The following is a 16,979-nucleotide window of genomic DNA, read 5'->3' on the forward strand; positions in this document are numbered from 1 at the left end:
CGGCCATTTGCACAGTCATTGCCAAAGCAATGTGCATTGGGCTCTTGGCTTCACTCTCGCTGCCCATCGTGACGGCGCGAGTCTATCCGCTAAACACCCGCAGCCTCTTGGCGAAAATTACCCTTGTTCAGGGGGTCGACACCAGCGCAAATGGCAGCGCATGGTGGGCATTCTGTTCGCTGCGCCGGGGCCATGCAATGAGGCATCGAGTCATAGTAGTAACAAAGCGCTTCCGGCTTGCCGGGGCAATTTGGCCGGGGCCGCGCCAAAGTCTGGGGCACTCCTAGAATGCTGGCTCCCAGCGCACAGGCATCACCCACACATGTCAGACGAAGAAGGTCTCATCCGCATCCGCGGCGCCCGCCAGCACAATCTGAAGAACATCGACCTGGATTTGCGCACGGGGGAGATGACCGTCGTGACCGGCCCGAGCGGCTCGGGCAAATCCAGCCTGGTGTTCGATACCTTGTACGCCGAGGGTCAGCGCCGCTACGTCGAGACCTTCTCGGCCTATGCGCGCCAGTTCCTGGATCGCATGGACCGCCCTGCTGTCGACAAGGTGGACGGCGTGCCGCCCGCCATCGCCATCGATCAGACCAATCCGGTGCGCACCTCGCGCTCCACGGTTGGCACCATGACCGAGCTGAACGATCACCTCAAGCTGCTCTACGCCCGCGCGGCCCAGCTGTTTGACAAAAAAACTGCCCAGCCGGTGCGCCACGACACGGCGCAAAGCATCTACACCGAGCTGATGGCGCGCAGCCTGGCCGCCAGCGACCCGCGCCTGGTGCTGACCTTCCCGGTCGAGCTGCCCGGCAACACCTCCAGCGAGCAGGTCACGCAATGGCTTTCGGCCAGCGGTTTCACCCGCGTGCAGGCCGAGCGTGAAGTGGCCACACCCACCGGGCCGCACAAGCTACTGGATGTGGTGGCCGACCGCTTCCGCATTCAAGGCACCGACAAGCAACGCGCGATGGAAGCCATCGAGCTGTGCTTGAAGCGCGGCAGCGGCCGCTTCAATGTCTATGTGCTGCCGGCCGAGGAAGGGCCGGAGCCGGAGCTCTGGCGCTACTCCACCGGCCTGCATTGCCCGGAAAGCGATCTGCGCTACCAAGACCCGCAGCCGCCGTTGTTCTCCTTCAATTCGGCGATGGGGGCTTGCGAGGCCTGCCGTGGCTTTGGCCGCGTCATTGGCGTGGACCTGGGCCTGGTGATTCCGGACGAGCGCAAGACCTTGCGCAACGGTGCCATCAAGACCCTCAGTACGCCTGCCTGGAAAGACAGCTTTGACGACCTGCTGCGCTACGCCGGCGATGCCGGCATCCCGCGCGACACGGCTTGGAACCAGCTCTCGCCGGCCCAGCACGATTGGGTCATCAACGGCTCACCCAACTGGACCGGCAACTGGAACAAGCAGTGGTACGGCATCAAGCGCTTTTTTGAGTATCTGGAGAGCAAGGCCTACAAGATGCACATCCGCGTGCTCTTGTCCAAATACCGCAGCTACACGCCTTGCGGCGACTGCGGCGGTGCGCGCCTCAAGACCGAGGCCCTGCTGTGGCGCCTGGGGAGCAAGGCGCTGGCCGATGCCAATCTGCCGGCCGAGCAGCGTTTCATGCCGGTGGGCGTGGACTGGACTCGTGCGCAGCTGGAGGCCTTGCCCGGCCTGGCCCTGCATGATTTGATGCAGCTGCCCCTGCATCGCCTGCGCCGCTTCGTTGATGAGTTGCAACTGCCCAGCGGCTTGTTGGACGATGCCCTCAAACTCTTGCTGGACGAGATCCGCAACCGGCTCAAATACCTCTGCGATGTTGGCATCGGCTACCTGACGCTGGACCGCCAAAGCCGCACGCTCAGCGGCGGCGAGGTGCAGCGCATCAACCTGACCACCGCCCTGGGCACCTCGCTGGTCAACACCTTGTTCGTGCTGGACGAGCCCAGCATCGGCCTGCACCCGCGCGATATGAATCGCATCGTGCAAGCCATGCACCGCCTGCGCGATGCCGGCAACACCTTGGTGGTGGTGGAACACGACCCGGCCGTGATGCTGGCGGCCGACCGGCTAATCGATATGGGCCCCGGCCCCGGCGAGCGCGGCGGCCAGATTGTGTTTGACGGCACGCCCGAGTCGATCCGCTCGGCCGACACGCTGACCGGCGCCTACCTCGGCGCGCGCAAGCATGTGGGCATGGGCCTGAAGCGGCCGGTGGACGCCAGCACGCCCAAGCTCATCATCGAAGGCGTGCGCGAACACAATCTGCGCAACGTCACGGTGGAGTTCCCGCTGCAGCGCATGGTGGTGGTGACGGGAGTGTCGGGCTCGGGCAAGAGCACCTTGATGCAAGACGTCTTGTACCCGGCCCTGGCGCGCCACTTCGGCCAGCAAACCGAGACGCCGGGCCAGCACGACCGCCTGCTCGGTGCGGACTGGCTGTCGGACGCGGTGTTTGTGGACCAGTCGCCCATTGGCAAGACGGCACGCTCCAACCCGGCCAGCTATGTGGGCGCGTTTGACGAGATCCGCAAGCTGTTCGCCAATGCGCCGATGTCGGCCGAGCGCAGCTACACCGCCGGCATGTTCAGCTTCAACGCCGGTGATGGCCGCTGCCCCACCTGCGGCGGCTCGGGCTTCGAGCATGTGGAGATGCAATTCCTGTCGGATGTGTATCTGCGCTGCCCGGACTGCGACGGCCGCCGTTTCCGCGCCGAGATGCTGGATGTGAAGCTGGCCTTGCATGGCCGCGAACTGAGCGTGGCCGATGTGCTGGAGCTGACTGTCAGCGAAGCCGTGGCCTTGTTCAAAGACCATCGCGAGGTGCTGACCAAGCTGCAACCCATCATCGATGTGGGCCTGGAATATGTGAAGCTGGGCCAGCCGGTGCCAACGCTGTCGGGCGGTGAGGCGCAGCGCCTCAAGCTGGCCGGCTTCCTGGCCGAGGCGGCCGCCAAGCCGCGCCAGGCCCTGGCCAAGAAGGGCACGCTCTTCCTGTTCGACGAGCCCACCACCGGCCTGCACTTCGATGACATCGCCAAGCTGATGCGCGCCCTGCGCAAGCTGCTGGGTGCCGGGCATTCGCTGATCGTGATCGAACATAACCTCGACGTGATACGGGCGGCGGATTGGCTGATCGACCTCGGCCCCGAAGGCGGCGAGCAGGGCGGTGAGATCGTCTGCGTCGGCACGCCCGAGCATGTGAAGGATCACCCCAGCTCGCACACGGCCCAGGCCTTGCGTGAGTATTCGGCGCATATGGACCGGCCCGCCTTGCAAGTGGCGGAGGGCCGGCCCCTGCAAGCCATCCTGCGCGCACGCCGGCAGATCGACCCGAATATCCGCATCGTCAATGCGCGTGAGCACAATTTGAAGTCGGTGGATGTGAGCATCCCGCGTGGCAAGTTCAATGTGATCACTGGCGTCTCGGGCTCGGGCAAATCCACCTTGGCGTTTGACATCTTGTTCAACGAGGGCCAGCGCCGTTATCTGGAGTCGCTCAACGCCTATGCGCGCTCCATCGTGCAGCCGGCCGGGCGGCCTGAGGTGGATGCGGTCTGGGGCATACCGCCCACGGTGGCGATTGAGCAGCGCCTGTCGCGCGGCGGCCGCAAGAGCACGGTGGCCACCACCACCGAGGTCTGGCATTTCCTGCGCCTGCTGTATGTGAAGCTGGGCGTGCAGCACTGCATGCACGACGGCACGCCGGTGCGGCCGCAAAGCGTGGAATCGATTGCCGCGCAGCTGCTGCGTGATCACCGCGGCCAGCATGTGGGCTTGCTGGCGCCCCTGGTGGTGAACCGCAAGGGCCTCTACACCGATCTGGCCAAATGGGCCAAGACGCGCGGCTACACCCATCTGCGGGTCGACGGTGAATTCCTGCCCACCGCCCCCTGGCCGCGCCTGGACCGCTTCAAAGAACACACGGTGGAGTTGCCGGTTGGCGACCTGGTGATTGCGCTGGACAAGGAAGCCGAGCTGCGCGAGCTGCTGGCCAAGGCCCTGGACCTGGGCAAGGGCGTGTTGCATTTGCTGAGCCCGCTGGACGGCCTCAAGGCCGCGCAAGCCGCCGGGCAAAGCACGGCCGGCCTGGGCGCCGTCAAGGTCTTCTCCACCAAGCGGGCCTGCCCGACTTGCGGCACCAGTTACGGCGAGCTGGACCCGCGCATGTTCAGCTACAACTCCAAGCATGGCTGGTGCAATAGCTGTGTAGGCACCGGCCTGGCGCTGACGCGCGAGCAGCGCAAGGCGCTGGATGACTCTCAGCCCGACAAGGACAACAAGGGCCGGGAGCAGAGCTTTGCCGGCGAAGAGGTCGAGCTGGAAGGCTTGGTGGATCAGGCCTGCCCGGACTGCTGCGGTGCCCGCCTCAACCCCAGCGCCCGCGCCGTTACCTTTGAAGGCCAGGCCATCAGCGATGTGGCGGCCTGGAGCGTGGGTGCGGCCCGCGCCTGGGTGCAGAGCCTGGAGCTGCTGGGGCGCGATGCCGATATTGCCCGCGATGTGCTGAGTGAGATCAAGGGCCGCTTGGAGTTTCTGGAAGAAGTCGGCCTGGGCTATTTGACCCTGGACCGGGCGGCGCCCACCTTGTCCGGCGGCGAGGCCCAGCGCATCCGCCTGGCGGCGCAGTTAGGCAGCAATTTGCAAGGGGTTTGCTACATCCTTGACGAGCCCACCATCGGTCTGCATCCGCGTGACAACCAGATCCTGCTCAAGGCCCTGGCCACGCTGAGCGACAAGGGCAACACCCTGGTGGTGGTGGAACATGACGAAGACACCATCCGCCGCGCCGATCACATCATCGACATCGGCCCCGGAGCCGGCAAGCGCGGTGGCCATGTGGTGGCCCAGGGCACGGCGGCCGATCTGGCCTTGGTGGCTGATTCGGTCACCGGCCGCTTCCTGGCTCATCCGCTGATCCACCCGCTGCAAGAGCGCCGCGAGATGCTGGGCGAGGCGCCGGCGCTGCGTATTCTGGACGCCACTCTGCACAATCTACGCCATGTCACGGTGGATGTGCCGCTGCATCGCCTGGTGGCGGTGACGGGGGTGTCCGGTTCGGGCAAGTCCACTTTGGCGCGTGATGTGCTGCTGGCCAATATGGCGGTGGCCGTGCCGCTGCGCAAAGCGCCGGCCCACTGGATCGGCTGCGCCGGCATTGAGGGCCACGAGAAAGTGGACCGCGTGCTGGAGGTGGATCAGACCCCTATCGGCAAAACGCCGCGCTCCTGCCCAGCCACCTACATCGGCTTCTGGGATGCCATCCGCAAACTCTTCGCCGAGACCTTGGAGAGCAAGGCGCGTGGCTATGCGCCGAATCGCTTCAGCTTCAACACCGGCGCGGGCCGCTGCCCGGGCTGCGAGGGGCAGGGCATGCGCACCATCGAGATGAGCTTCTTGCCCGATGTGAAGGTGCTGTGTGACCAATGCCATGGCCAGCGTTTCAATCCGGAAACCCTGGGCGTGACCTGGCGGGGCAAGAGCATCGGCGATGTCTTGGCGATGGAAGTGGACGAGGCGGTGGAGTTCTTTGCCGCCATGCCGGCCATCGGCCACCCGCTCAAGCTGCTGCAGGATGTGGGCCTGGGCTATTTGACCCTGGGCCAGCCTTCACCCACTTTGTCGGGTGGCGAGGCGCAGCGCATCAAGCTGGTGTCCGAGTTGGTCAAGGTGCGCGACGAGGTGGGTCGGCGCGGCCAGAAGGCGCCGCACACCCTCTATGTGCTGGACGAACCCACGGTGGGCTTGCACATGGCCGATGTGGAGCGCTTGATTCGCGTGCTGCATCGCCTGGTGGCGGGCGGGCATTCGGTGGTGGTGATCGAGCACGACCTTGACGTGGTTGCCGAGGCCGATTGGGTCATTGACCTGGGGCCTGACGGTGGCACCGCCGGTGGCGCCGTCGTGGTGCAGGGCACGCCGGAGTATGTGGTGGCTGCCGGCACGCATACCGGCATGGCCTTGCTGCCGGTCTTGCAGCGGGGCGGCTGAAAACACGGCGCTTGAAAAACGCGGCGATCAAGGCCGCGTTTGGTAGGGCTTAAACGCTGCGCCGCTTAATCGCGGTCATGGCCTCGGCCGTGACCGTGACCTCGGCCGTGATCATCGCCACGGCGTTCGTCGCGGCGTTCTTCCCAGCGGTCTTCGCGGCGATCATCCCGACGATCTTCACGGCGTTCTTCGCGCCGTTCGGAATAGTGGCGCTGGTACCAGTCCTCGCGCACAAAGTAGACCGGGCGGCCACAGGCGTCGTAGCGCGCGCAATGCTTGTGCCAGTGCTTTTCATGGCCGGGCGGCACGCGCAGATAGAGCGGCTCATAAACGACACCACGCACTTCCCGAATGATGACCGGGCGCGGGTAGATCACGGCACCGTTGGGCCCGCCATTGCCAATGTCAATGCGGCCGTAAAAGCCGGGTTGCCCGACGGTGACCGAGACGCCCACATCGGCAGCCTGAGCCGCCGAGCTGGCCAGCAGGGCCAGGCCGAGTCCGGCCAGGATTTGTCTTGTTCTTGTACTCATGGTGTGGGCTCCAGGCGGGTAGAAAGGGTTTGGATGGCTGAGGTTTGTCTATTCAGCTAACGCGCCAGCCATCGCGCACGATGACGGGCTTTACCAATGCTCACATTCTTCTTTCGGCGCAGGCCTTGGCGCTGACCACCCTGGCTTGAAGCTTTGCCTGCCAGGGCTGTTGAGCATGTCAGCCGTGTGAACCAGGCCAAGTCTGCGCCCGGACTCCAGCTGATGCTTGATATGAGTCAAGAAGCGTGCCCTTGGCAGGGCTGCCTTCTTGGTGAAATGTTGCGCCGCAACAATGCCTGCAGCAGAATCATTTCACCAAGGCCTGGGAGAGACGAATGCGCGTGAATGCTGAACGTTTTCGAGCCGCTATTGAGCAAACCGGCAAGGTGGGCCAGGTGCTGCAGCGCCGCAAGCAGATTGCGGATGCCAAGCTGCTGGCCCAAGTGGCCAAGGCCCAGCGCCAATTGCCGGTGCTTCAGCTGGCTTCAGCGACTGCGGCCGCAGGCGGGCCTTGGCAAGGCGCCACGCCCTGGGGGCTGTGGCAGGAATGGGGCCGCTACGCGGTCGACAGCGCACAGCGCTCACTGCTATTCCTCGACACCCTGCGCCAGCGCGGCAATAACTACCATGCGCATGAGGCCGCCGGGCGGCCGCCGCTTTTGCATTTCGACTACGAGATGGTGATGGACGCGCGCGAGTTCGCGCCGCCGCTGCAGCCGGTCAACTATGCGCTGGTGCGCATCGTGCCGCCCACCGGTGTGTATGTGGACGACGCGCGCCGGCCCTATGTGATCATCGACCCGCGTGCCGGCCATGGCCCAGGCATCGGCGGCTTCAAGGACGACTCGCAAGTGGGCATGGCCTTGCGCGCCGGCCATCCGGTCTATTTCGTGATCTTCTTTCTCGATCCACAGCCTGGTCAGACCCTGCCCGATGTCTGTGCCGCCGAGCAGGCTTTTGTGCGCAAGGTGCGTGAGTTGCATCCCGACTCGCCCAAGCCCGCCATCCTCGGCAACTGCCAGGGCGGCTGGGCCGCCATGATGATGGCGGCGGCCGATCCGGAAACGGCCGGTCCCATCGTCATCAACGGTGCGCCCATGTCCTACTGGGGCGGCGCCTGGAGTGAGGGCGAGGGCGATAACCCGATGCGATATTCAGGCGGCCTGCTGGGCGGCAGCTGGCTGTCCTCGCTGACGGCAGACCTGGGCAATGGCATCTTCGACGGTGCCCATTTGGTGGCCAATTTCGCCACCCTCAACCCCGCCAACGCGCTCTGGGACAAGTACTACAACCTGTATGCCAAGGTCGACACCGAGGCAGGGCGCTTTTTGGAGTTTGAGCGCTGGTGGGGCGGCTTCTTCCTGATGAACAAGGCCGAGATCGAGTGGATCGTGCAGAACCTCTTCGTCGGCAACCGGCTCTGGACCGCGCCCGCCGGCGAAGGCAGCCAGGCTTTTGACCTGCGGGACATCCGCTCGCCCATCATCTTGTTCGCGTCGATGGGCGATAACGTCACGCCACCGCAGCAGGCCTTCAACTGGGTGGCCGATGTGTATGACTCCACCGATGAGATCAAGGCTGCGGGTCAGGTCATCGTCGGCTTGCTGCACGAGGACATCGGCCATTTGGGCATCTTTGTTTCAGGCAAGGTGGCGAAAAAAGAGCATGCGCAAATCGTCTCGGTCATGGAGTCGATCGAGTCCCTGCCGCCGGGCTTGTACGCCATGCGCATCGACGAGTCGCGTGGCAGCGAGGGGCAGCCCGTCTACGAGGTCAGCTTTCAAGAGCGCGAGCTGGAGGACCTCAAGGCCCAGCTCAATCGCTTTGAGCGCCGGGACGAAAAGCCGTTTGAAGCCGTGGCCGAAGTCTCACAGCTGAACCAGCTGGCCTATGAGAAGTTTGCCCAGCCACTGGTGCAAGCTCTGGCCACCGAGACCTCGGCCGAAGCCTTGCGCCGCATTCACCCTATGCGCCTGGAGCAGGGCGTGGCCTCAGACCGCAACCCTCTTTTCGCCTGGTTGGCGCCGGTGGCTGCGGCCGTCAGGCATGCCCGCCAAGCGGTGGCGCCCGATTCGCCCTTCAAGCAGGCCGAGCAAGCGGCGTCCACCCTGATCAGCGCCGCGCTGGACTATGCCCGCGACCTGCGCGATGCCAGCAGCGAGGCCATGTTCTTCCAGCTCTACGGCGTGGCCCTGCCAGCTCTGCGTGCTGAAGGCTCAAAAGCCGCGCCGGCAACCTTGCCGCAACTGCCCAAACAACCCCGCGATTTGCCGGTGGTGCGCGAGGCGCTGGCCGCCATCGCCGAGGGCGGCTACCCGCAAGCCCTGGCGCGCGCCGCCTGCTTGCTGTCCAGCAAGGGCGAGCCGCTGCCGCTGGCCCTGGTGGAGCTAAAAGCGCAGCTGGTCAATGACTACCGCGATCTGCTGCCGGCCCTGTCCGCTGACGAGTGGCACAAGATCCGTGGTCGGCAGGAATTGATCTGCCGCTACGAGCCGGCGCTTGCCTTGGCCACGCTGCCCCAGCTGCTGCGTGCCGAGGCGGACTGCGCCCGCTTCTTGGCCGTGTTGCGGCGCTTGCTGGCCGACCCGCGCATCGGCGATGGCCTGGCCAGTGATGCGCAGCGCGAGATGGTCGACCGGATTTGCGCGCTATTGCCTGAACCCGCCAGCGCCGTGTCCGATGTAAGCGACATGATCGACATCAGCGACGCTATCGAAAGCCCCGTAGCCGCCGCAGCGCGCCCCGTGCGACAGTCCGCAGCACGCAGCGGCGTGCACAGCGCGCCAAGTACAAGCCGCAGCAATAGCAGTATGACAAGCCAAGCCGGCAAGCGCCGCAAAGCCAGCACCTGATTCGGAGCCCCCGCCAGATGACCATGCCTCACTCCAAATACCTGCGCCTGATCGAAGTCTGCAAGGGCTTTCCGGCCATGCCCACGGCCGTGGTTCACCCCTGCGACAGCGCGGCGCTGGAAGGCGCCATCGGTGCCGCCAAGCTCGGCTTGATCGAGCCGATTCTGGTCGGGCCAGAGGCGCGCATCCGCGAAGTCGCCGCCAAGGCCGGCATCGACCTGACCCCCTACCGCATCGTTGACGTGCCGCACAGCCATGCCGCAGCCGAGAAGGCGGTAGAGCTGGTGCTGCTGGGCGAGGCCGAGGCCTTGATGAAGGGCAGCTTGCACACCGATGAGCTGATGGGTGCGGTGGTGCAGCGTGAAGGCGGCCTGCGCACGGCGCGGCGCATCAGCCATTGCTTTGTGATGGATGTGCCGGGCTATGAGCAGGCGCTGATCATCTCGGACGCCGCCATCAACATCCAGCCCACGCTGGAAGACAAGATGCACATCGTGCAGAACGCGATTGATCTGGCCCACGCCCTGGCCTTCCCGGAGGTGCGGGTGGCGATTCTGTCGGCGATGGAGACGGTCAACCCCAAGGTGCAGTCCACCATCGAGGCGGCGGCCCTGTGCAAGATGGCCGATCGCAAGCAGATCACCGGCGCCGTGCTTGACGGCCCGCTGGCGCTGGACAACGCCATCAGCCTCGATGCCGCCGCGATCAAGAAGATCGACTCACCGGTGGCCGGCCAAGCCAATGTTCTCATCGTGCCCGACCTGGAGGCCGGCAATATGCTGGCCAAAAGCCTGAGCTTCATGGCCGGGGCCGACGCCGCCGGCATTGTGCTGGGCGCCCGTGTTCCCATCATCCTCACGAGCCGCGCGGATTCTGAGTTATGCCGCATGGCCTCTTGCGCGGTGGCCGTGCTGGTGGCCCGTGCCCGGCGTGAGACTTTGAATAAAGCACTCACCTGAATTTCATGACGGGGGGCATAGCCCCGAATCTTGGAACCTTTCCACATGAAGGAGTGCGCATGTCAGCGCCAAATCTGCCCGAGCAAGCGATTGTGGTTCTCAACGCGGGCTCTTCCAGCGTCAAGTTTTCGGTCTTCATCGCGCAGGCATCTGGCGCCCTGAGCCTGCGCCTGCACGGCCAGGTGGAAGCCTTGTTCAACCAGCCGCACTTTTTGGTGCGGGGTGCCGACGGTGCGCTGATTGATCAGCGCCATTGGTCGGCCGGCACGCAACTGGGACACCACGGCGCGCTGGAGTATTTGATCGAGTTCTTGCGCCAGCACTCCGAGGGCATCGTGCTGCTGGGCGTGGGCCACCGCGTGGTGCACGGCGGCATGTCCTATGCCGACCCGGTCAGGGTAGACGCAGCCACCTTGGTCGCCCTGGCGCAATTCGTGCCCTTGGCGCCGCTGCATCAGCCGCACAACCTGGATGCGATCCGCGCCGTGGCCGAGCTTTTGCCCGAGGTGCCTCAGGTGGCCTGCTTCGACACCGCCTTCCACCGCAGCGACCCAGACATGGCGCAGATGTTCGCCCTGCCGCAGCGCTTTTTCGAGGAGGGCGTGCGGCGCTACGGCTTTCACGGCCTGAGTTACGAGTACATCGCCTCGGTGCTGCCTGCCCTGGCGCCGCGCGCTGCCAGCGGCCGCACGGTGGTGATGCATCTGGGCAATGGCGCCAGCATGTGCGCGCTGAGTGGTGGCCGCAGCGTCGCCTCCACCATGGGCTTCACCGCCATCGACGGCCTGCCCATGGGCACGCGCAGCGGCAATCTGGACCCCGGCGTGGTGCTGTATCTGCAGCAGGAGCGGGGCATGTCGGCGGCCGAGGTGGAGCGCCTGCTGTATCAGCAGTCAGGCTTGCTGGGCATGTCCGGCCTGTCCAGCGATATGCGCACGCTCTTGGCCAGTGACTCACCGGCGGCGTGTCGGGCGGTGGACCATTTTGTATACCGCTGTGGGCGTGAGCTGGGTTCCTTGGCGGCGGCCCTGGGCGGCTTGGACGCCGTCGTATTCACCGCCGGCGTGGGCGAGAACTCGGCCGAGATCCGCGCCCGCATCTGCCGCCAGGCGGCTTGGTTGGGCCTGCAACTGGACGAGGCCACCAACGCGGCCGGTGGGCCTTGCATCAGCCAGGCCGGTAGCGTGGTGGAAGCCTGGACTTTGCCTACCGACGAAGAGCTGATGATTGCGCGCCATACCCAGCGCGTGTTGATGACGCCGTAGCCGCACGAGCCGCAAGAGCCTCATTAGCAGCACCAGCCGCAGGGCTGCGCCCGCGCGGCCTCAGTCGCGCTTTTTGCGGTCGAATTCCTTGGGGCGGTAGACATTGCCGTCCCAAGTGCCGTCCAGCTTCTTGCTTTTGGCGCGGGCAATGGCTTGCGCGGCCTGCGCGGCGGCTGACTTTTCCACCGCCTTGCTGCGCCGCCATTGGCGCAGGCGCTGGACCAGATCCTGGCTGCGCCAAGCCAGGCGGCGCAGGCCCTGGTTGACGCGCTGCTGGCGCTGGTGGCTCAGCATCATGTGCAGGCCCAAGGCCAAGCAGACCAGCAGGACGAGGCCGGCGAGGATGTTGTTGAAGGTGAGATAACTACTCATGGCGGCCTCAGTTTAGTCATTCCTTGGCTTGCTTGGCGGCTTATGTCTGCATGACCTCTGGCGATTGAGCAAACCCTTTCTAGAATGCTGGCTCCCTGATCGGGGACATCGATGAATTCGCAGGAGTGAGCGGTTTGGCTAACAAAGCACAGAAAGACGGCGTGAGCGCACAGGCTCGGCCGACAAGCAAGGTGGCGATCAGCTGCCTGGTCGCGGCGCTGATGGGCGCTTTCGTGATGAGCAGCATGGCGCAGAGCGCACAGCCGGCAGCGGCGTCGCAGACGGCGTCGGCTCAATCCGCCAGCAGCCTGAGCCTGGAGCAGCTGTTCCGCGCCGAGTCCTACCGCGGTGAAAACGCCAAGGACGCCAAGTTCAGCCGCAGCGGCCGCTATCTGGCCTATCTGTGGAACCCCTTCGGCGAGCCCGGCACCGACTTGTATGTTCACGACACCAAGACCGGCAAGACGCAGCGCCTGAGCTCACGCGCCGTGATGGCTGCCTTCGACGCGCCGGAAGACCTGGCCCGCTTCGACAAAAAGCTGGCGCAAAAGCGCAGCGAACTGGCCGAGCGCCAAGCCAAGGAAGAAGCGCAGGCCGCTTATCTGCAAGGCAAGGATGTGGATCTGGGCCAGTGGGAAGCCGCCGCCCTGGAGCGGGTAAAGAAGGAACTGGCCGAGAAGAAGGCCAAGGACGATGCGCAAAAGGCGGCCGACAAGGCCGAGGCCGAGCGCGAAAAGGCGGCGATGGCCGCGCTGGAAGCCAAGCGCGCCGGCAAGCCTGTGCCTGCAGCTGCAGCCGCCCCCGCTTCAGCGGCCTCCGCCGCTGAAAAAGCCGACAAGCCCGAGAAAGAGAAAGAACTCTGGGAGCTGCGTGACGAGCTGAAGAAGAGCCTGGCCAAGAACAAGCTCAAGCCCACCGACCTCTACCCCGGCGTGACGCAAGTGGTGTGGGCCAATCAGAAGGATGAGCTGATCTTCCAATACCGCGGCAGCCTGTTTCGCTGGAGCGCCGCCGACGGCAAGCTGCAGCCCCTGGTGGCCACGCAGCGTGACTTGCGCATCGTCGCCTTCTCGCCCGATGACCAAGGCTTTGTCTATATGGACGACAAGCGGGTGCTGCGCAGCCGCTTCGCCGAGGCCGGCGTGCAGGTGCTCAACCGCGAGTTGATCCACCCCGATGATGCCGACAAGAAGTACAGCATCGACGCCACCACCATCAGCGAGAACGGCCGCTGGATGGCCCTGCTGGCCCGCGCCCCGCTGACTGGCCCCGACGGCAAGGCCTTGCCCGCCGATGCCGAAGGCCGCAAGGTCGAAATCATGGACTACGCCGAGCGCTTCGCCAAAGCCAAGAAGGTGGACCGCGAAGTCTCCGACGACAAGCGCAAGCAAAAGCCCCTGGCCATCTACATCCGCCAAGTGCCCGCCGCTGGCGAAGCCCCGCGCAAGCAGGCCGAGGCGGTGTTCACCCAAGCCGGTGGCGACGGTTGGTTCGAGATCAGCCCCATCGCCTGGGCGCGTGACGGCAGCCGCTATGCCTTCACCACCTGGGAGCGCGAGAAGGAGCTGTTCCGCCTCTACGTCGGCCGCGCCGATGAGAGCGCCAAGCCTGAGATGGTGCTGGAGCGCCGTGGCGATCTGGGCCACGAGGTCGTCAATGTGGTCGACCCCGAGTTCACCCCCGATGGCAAGCAAATCGTGATGAGCCTGGACGACGCCGGCTACCGCCAGCCCTATGCCTGGGACATCGCGGCGCGCTCCCTGCGGCCGCTGCTCAAGGGTGACTTCGAGGCGCACAACGTCATCGGCTTCACGCCCGACAGCAAGAGCATGTTCGTCACCGCTAACAAGGACGACTTCGCCGCCATGAACGTCTACCGCGTCAACCTCGCGGACGGCAGCATGCAGGCCTTGGGCCAGGCCGGTGACTATCACCGTGGCGCCGTGGTCTCGCATGACGGCCAATGGGCAGCCGCCAATGCCGGCCAGTGGACAGCGCGCCCCGAGCTGAAGCTGCTGAAGGCCGACAAGCCGGCACCTGAGGCCGCCAAGGTCTTGACCGACAGCCACGACAAGGCCTGGGCGCAAGTCGACGCCCTGCGCCCCGAGCGCTTCACGTTCAAGAACCGCCATGGCGACAATATCTCGGCCTTTGTCTTCAAGCCCAAGGGCTGGCAAGCCAGCGATCGTCGCCCGGCCGTGATGTACGTCTACGGCGGCCCGCTGAACGACCGCCACACGGTGGAAAGCGACAGCTTCCAGCCCACGGCCTATGTGTTCGGCATGTATATGGCTGCCAAGCATGGCTATGTGACGGTGGCGGTGGACACGCGAGGACACTCCAACTACGGCCGCCGCTTCTCCGACGCCAACTGGGAGCAAGCCGGCCTGCCACAGACCGAGGACCTGGAAGACGCCTACAAATACGTCACCGCCAATTTCGGCGTTGACCCTGCGCGGGTGGGCTTGAACGGCTGGAGCTTCGGTGGCTTCCAAACCCAGTACACCATGTTCAGCAAGCCCGATCTGTTCGCCGCCGGCATCGCCGGTGCCGGCCCGACCGAATGGGAGAACTACAACAGCTGGTACAGCGGCCGCACCATTGGCAAGGTGGATCGCAGCAAGCCCAATCTGCGCAAATACTCCCTGCTGCCCATGGCCAAGGGCCTGCGCAAGCCCCTGCTGCTGGTGCACGGCATGATGGACCCGAACGTCTTGTACCAAGACACGGTCAATGTCTACCGCGCTTTGCTGGAATCCGGCAAGGAAGGTTTGGTTGATCTGTTCCTGGACCCGGACGGCGAGCACGGCATGGGCGGCGCGGTCAAGGCCGTCGGCTGGCACCGCAAGTACGAAGCTTTCTGGCTGCAGAAGCTGGGCACGGTGCAGGGCCCAGTTGCGAAGTAAGCAGGACTGAGGTGATCTGCGTCTAGGTTGAGGCGCAGACGACGCAAGTGCAGAAAAGGCGAGTCAAGCGACTCGCCTTTTTCATTGCGGGGTACTGGATCTTCCTCGGCGGCTATTCATCGGGCTCGAAGCCGGGATAGACCTTGTACGAGGGCAGGTCCGCGTCTAGCTCGTACCAGGGCGCCTTGCTGCCAACAAAGACGTTGCGGCTTGGGGAAATCTTTGGATCGGAGTCCAGCGTTCCGAGTGTGATGACCGTGCCCTCAGGTGCGTTTAGCCGCCTGATGAAGAGTTGGGAGCCGCACTTTGAACAGAAAAGCTTCTCTCGATTTTGAGAAGACCGATAGGCGGTGAGATGCGCTGAACCGGCAATCGTCAGCGCTCCGGTGGGCACCAGCGCGTTGCTTGAGAAGGCCGCGCCGTGAGCCTTTCGGCACATTGAGCAGTGGCAGTTCTCTGCATGCTCAATTGCTGAGGCCACGGTGTAGCGCACCGATTGGCAGAGACAACTCCCGCTGAGCATCTGTGGGCGCCTGTTGACGACTTAAGTTGCTTCGTGGCGCCAGCTGGCGCCCCCGATCTTCATCACGGCCGCGCAGCGGCCACTGCCACCACTTTCACCTTCTGTCCGGGCTTGGGATCGTTATCCAGTGCCCCATTCAGCAAACGCAGCTGAGCCTCGGCTCGCGCGCCCAGGGGTGAGTTCTTGGCCAGTTGGGCAAAACCGCCGGCGGGAAAAGCTTGCAGGCGCAGCACCCAGGGCTGGGCGGCTTTGCGGTCGGCGGCGGTGAGGGCGCGGAAGCTGGCTTCCGCTTCGCGCATCTGTGGCCGGGCGCGGTAGATCGCGCCGGCGTCGCGGCCCAGGTATTGCAAAACGTATTGCTGTTGCTTGGGGCCGTCCACCAGGGTCAGCTCTACCGCTTGCCGCTGACCTTGGGCGTTACGCACCACGCCGCTGAAGTGGCTGGCGGGCAGGCCGTTGAGGCTGAGCTTGTCCAGCTGCCCCTGCTCGGGCTGGAGCAGGCGGCGCAAGATGTCTTCATGCGCGCCGCCGGACTTGGCGGGGATGGGTTTCAGCACCAGGGCCGCGTCACCGGCGGCGTTGATCAGGCTCATGCCCCCGGCGCCGTTATTGATCTTCCAGCCCATGGGGGCGCTGATGGCCAGGCCCAGGCCGGTGTGATAGAAGTTGCTGCCGCGGCTCAGGCCTTGCTCGGCGCTTTCGCCGTAAGCCATGCCTTCGATGGCTTTGAGGTAGGGCTCGGTACCGTCGTCCTGGTAGTTGCCGTCGTCCGCTTTGTACTGGCTGGCGATGTCGCGGATCTGCGCCAGGCGCTGATCATTGCTGGGGTGGGAGGCCAGCCAACTGGCTTGCGTGGGGGCGGCGCGGCCTTCGGTCTTGGCTTGCTCGGCGGCAAAGCGCTCTTGCTGCTTGAGCACGCCGATCACGTCCACCATGTTCTGCGGCCGGTAATGGCTGCGCGCCAGGTATTCGGCGCCAAGGCCGTCGGCCTGCAATTCCTGCTCGCGGCCATAGGACGCGATATAGCCGGCGGCCGCCGTTTGCGAGGCCTGGCCCAACATCTGCCCGGCGCCGCCCAGGCCTTGCGACTCCAGCACTACGCCCAGCACGCTGGCGGCCAGCACGCCAAAGCCGGCCGTCTGCTGGCGGGTGGCGCGCTGCGCGCCGTGGCGGGCGGTGACGTGGCCGATCTCATGGCCAATGACGCCGGCCAGATCGGCCTCGCTGTCCAGATAGGCCATGATGCCGCGCGTCACGTAGACATAACCGCCGGGCAGGGCGAAGGCATTCACCTCCGGGCTGTCCAACACGGTGAAATGCCATTCCAGATGGGCGCGGTGGGACTGTTTGGCCAGGCGCTGGCCCAGCTCATTCACATAGGCTTGCAGCTTGGGGTCGGCCAGAGCCTGGTATTCCTGCAAGACCTGGGCGTGAGCTTTTTTGCCCTCGGCAATCTCGCTGGCTTCGTCCATCACCGAGCGTTCGGCCTGGCCCGTCACCGGGTTGACCACCACGCTGCCGCAGCCGCTCAAAAACAAGGCTGCTGCGGCTGCGGCAGCCAGGCTACTTTTTACCCGGCTGCGCAT

At 65.0% G+C, this 16,979-nt stretch carries 9 protein-coding genes; 5 read left to right on the forward strand and 4 right to left on the reverse strand.

Annotation, left to right across the window (positions count from 1 at the left end; translation table 11 throughout):
• Positions 1 to 322: 322 nt before the first annotated feature.
• Entirely contained in the window at positions 323 to 5,983 is a 5,661-nt protein-coding gene (gene uvrA, locus AT984_RS01185) for an excinuclease ABC subunit UvrA (RefSeq protein WP_058718546.1), read from the forward strand.
• A gap of 65 nt (positions 5,984 to 6,048) precedes the next feature.
• Here the strand turns inward: uvrA and AT984_RS01190 are convergent, their stop codons facing one another.
• Positions 6,049 to 6,516, reverse strand: coding sequence for a hypothetical protein (locus AT984_RS01190; RefSeq protein ID WP_058718547.1), 468 nt, complete (start codon positions 6,514 to 6,516; stop codon positions 6,049 to 6,051).
• A gap of 335 nt (positions 6,517 to 6,851) precedes the next feature.
• Here AT984_RS01190 and AT984_RS01195 point away from each other — a divergent pair, with 335 nt between their 5' ends.
• Genes AT984_RS01195 through AT984_RS01205 form a run of 3 tightly spaced genes read left to right on the forward strand, consistent with a single transcriptional unit; the run spans position 6,852 to position 11,592 of the window.
• On the forward strand, positions 6,852 to 9,368 hold the full coding sequence (locus AT984_RS01195) for a DUF3141 domain-containing protein (RefSeq protein ID WP_082679691.1): 2,517 nt from the start codon (positions 6,852 to 6,854) through the stop codon (positions 9,366 to 9,368).
• A complete protein-coding gene (locus AT984_RS01200) occupies positions 9,368 to 10,327 on the forward strand; it encodes a phosphate acetyltransferase (protein ID WP_257721179.1) in 960 nt (319 codons plus the stop codon). The genes AT984_RS01195 and AT984_RS01200 overlap by 1 nt, the downstream gene beginning before the upstream one ends.
• A gap of 59 nt (positions 10,328 to 10,386) precedes the next feature.
• Positions 10,387 to 11,592, forward strand: coding sequence for an acetate/propionate family kinase (locus AT984_RS01205; RefSeq protein ID WP_058718549.1), 1,206 nt, complete (start codon positions 10,387 to 10,389; stop codon positions 11,590 to 11,592).
• A gap of 60 nt (positions 11,593 to 11,652) precedes the next feature.
• Here AT984_RS01205 and AT984_RS01210 read toward each other — a convergent pair whose 3' ends face one another.
• Positions 11,653 to 11,964: a hypothetical protein gene (locus AT984_RS01210; RefSeq protein ID WP_058718550.1), complete on the reverse strand. Its 312-nt coding sequence runs from the start codon at positions 11,962 to 11,964 to the stop codon at positions 11,653 to 11,655.
• Between the two features lie 134 nt (positions 11,965 to 12,098).
• Between AT984_RS01210 and AT984_RS01215 the strand changes: the two genes are divergently transcribed.
• Entirely contained in the window at positions 12,099 to 14,870 is a 2,772-nt protein-coding gene (locus tag AT984_RS01215) for a S9 family peptidase (RefSeq protein ID WP_156421847.1), read from the forward strand.
• A gap of 112 nt (positions 14,871 to 14,982) precedes the next feature.
• Here AT984_RS01215 and AT984_RS01220 read toward each other — a convergent pair whose 3' ends face one another.
• Positions 14,983 to 15,393, reverse strand: coding sequence for a GFA family protein (locus AT984_RS01220; RefSeq protein ID WP_082679692.1), 411 nt, complete (start codon positions 15,391 to 15,393; stop codon positions 14,983 to 14,985).
• Positions 15,394 to 15,455: 62 nt separating this feature from the next.
• The gene (locus AT984_RS01225; protein ID WP_058718553.1) at positions 15,456 to 16,979 is read right to left on the reverse strand and encodes a M48 family metalloprotease; all 1,524 of its coding nucleotides are present in this window, start codon (positions 16,977 to 16,979) and stop codon (positions 15,456 to 15,458) included.

This window comes from Paucibacter sp. KCTC 42545, from assembly GCF_001477625.1.
Taxonomy (GTDB): Bacteria; Pseudomonadota; Gammaproteobacteria; order Burkholderiales; family Burkholderiaceae_C; genus Paucibacter_A.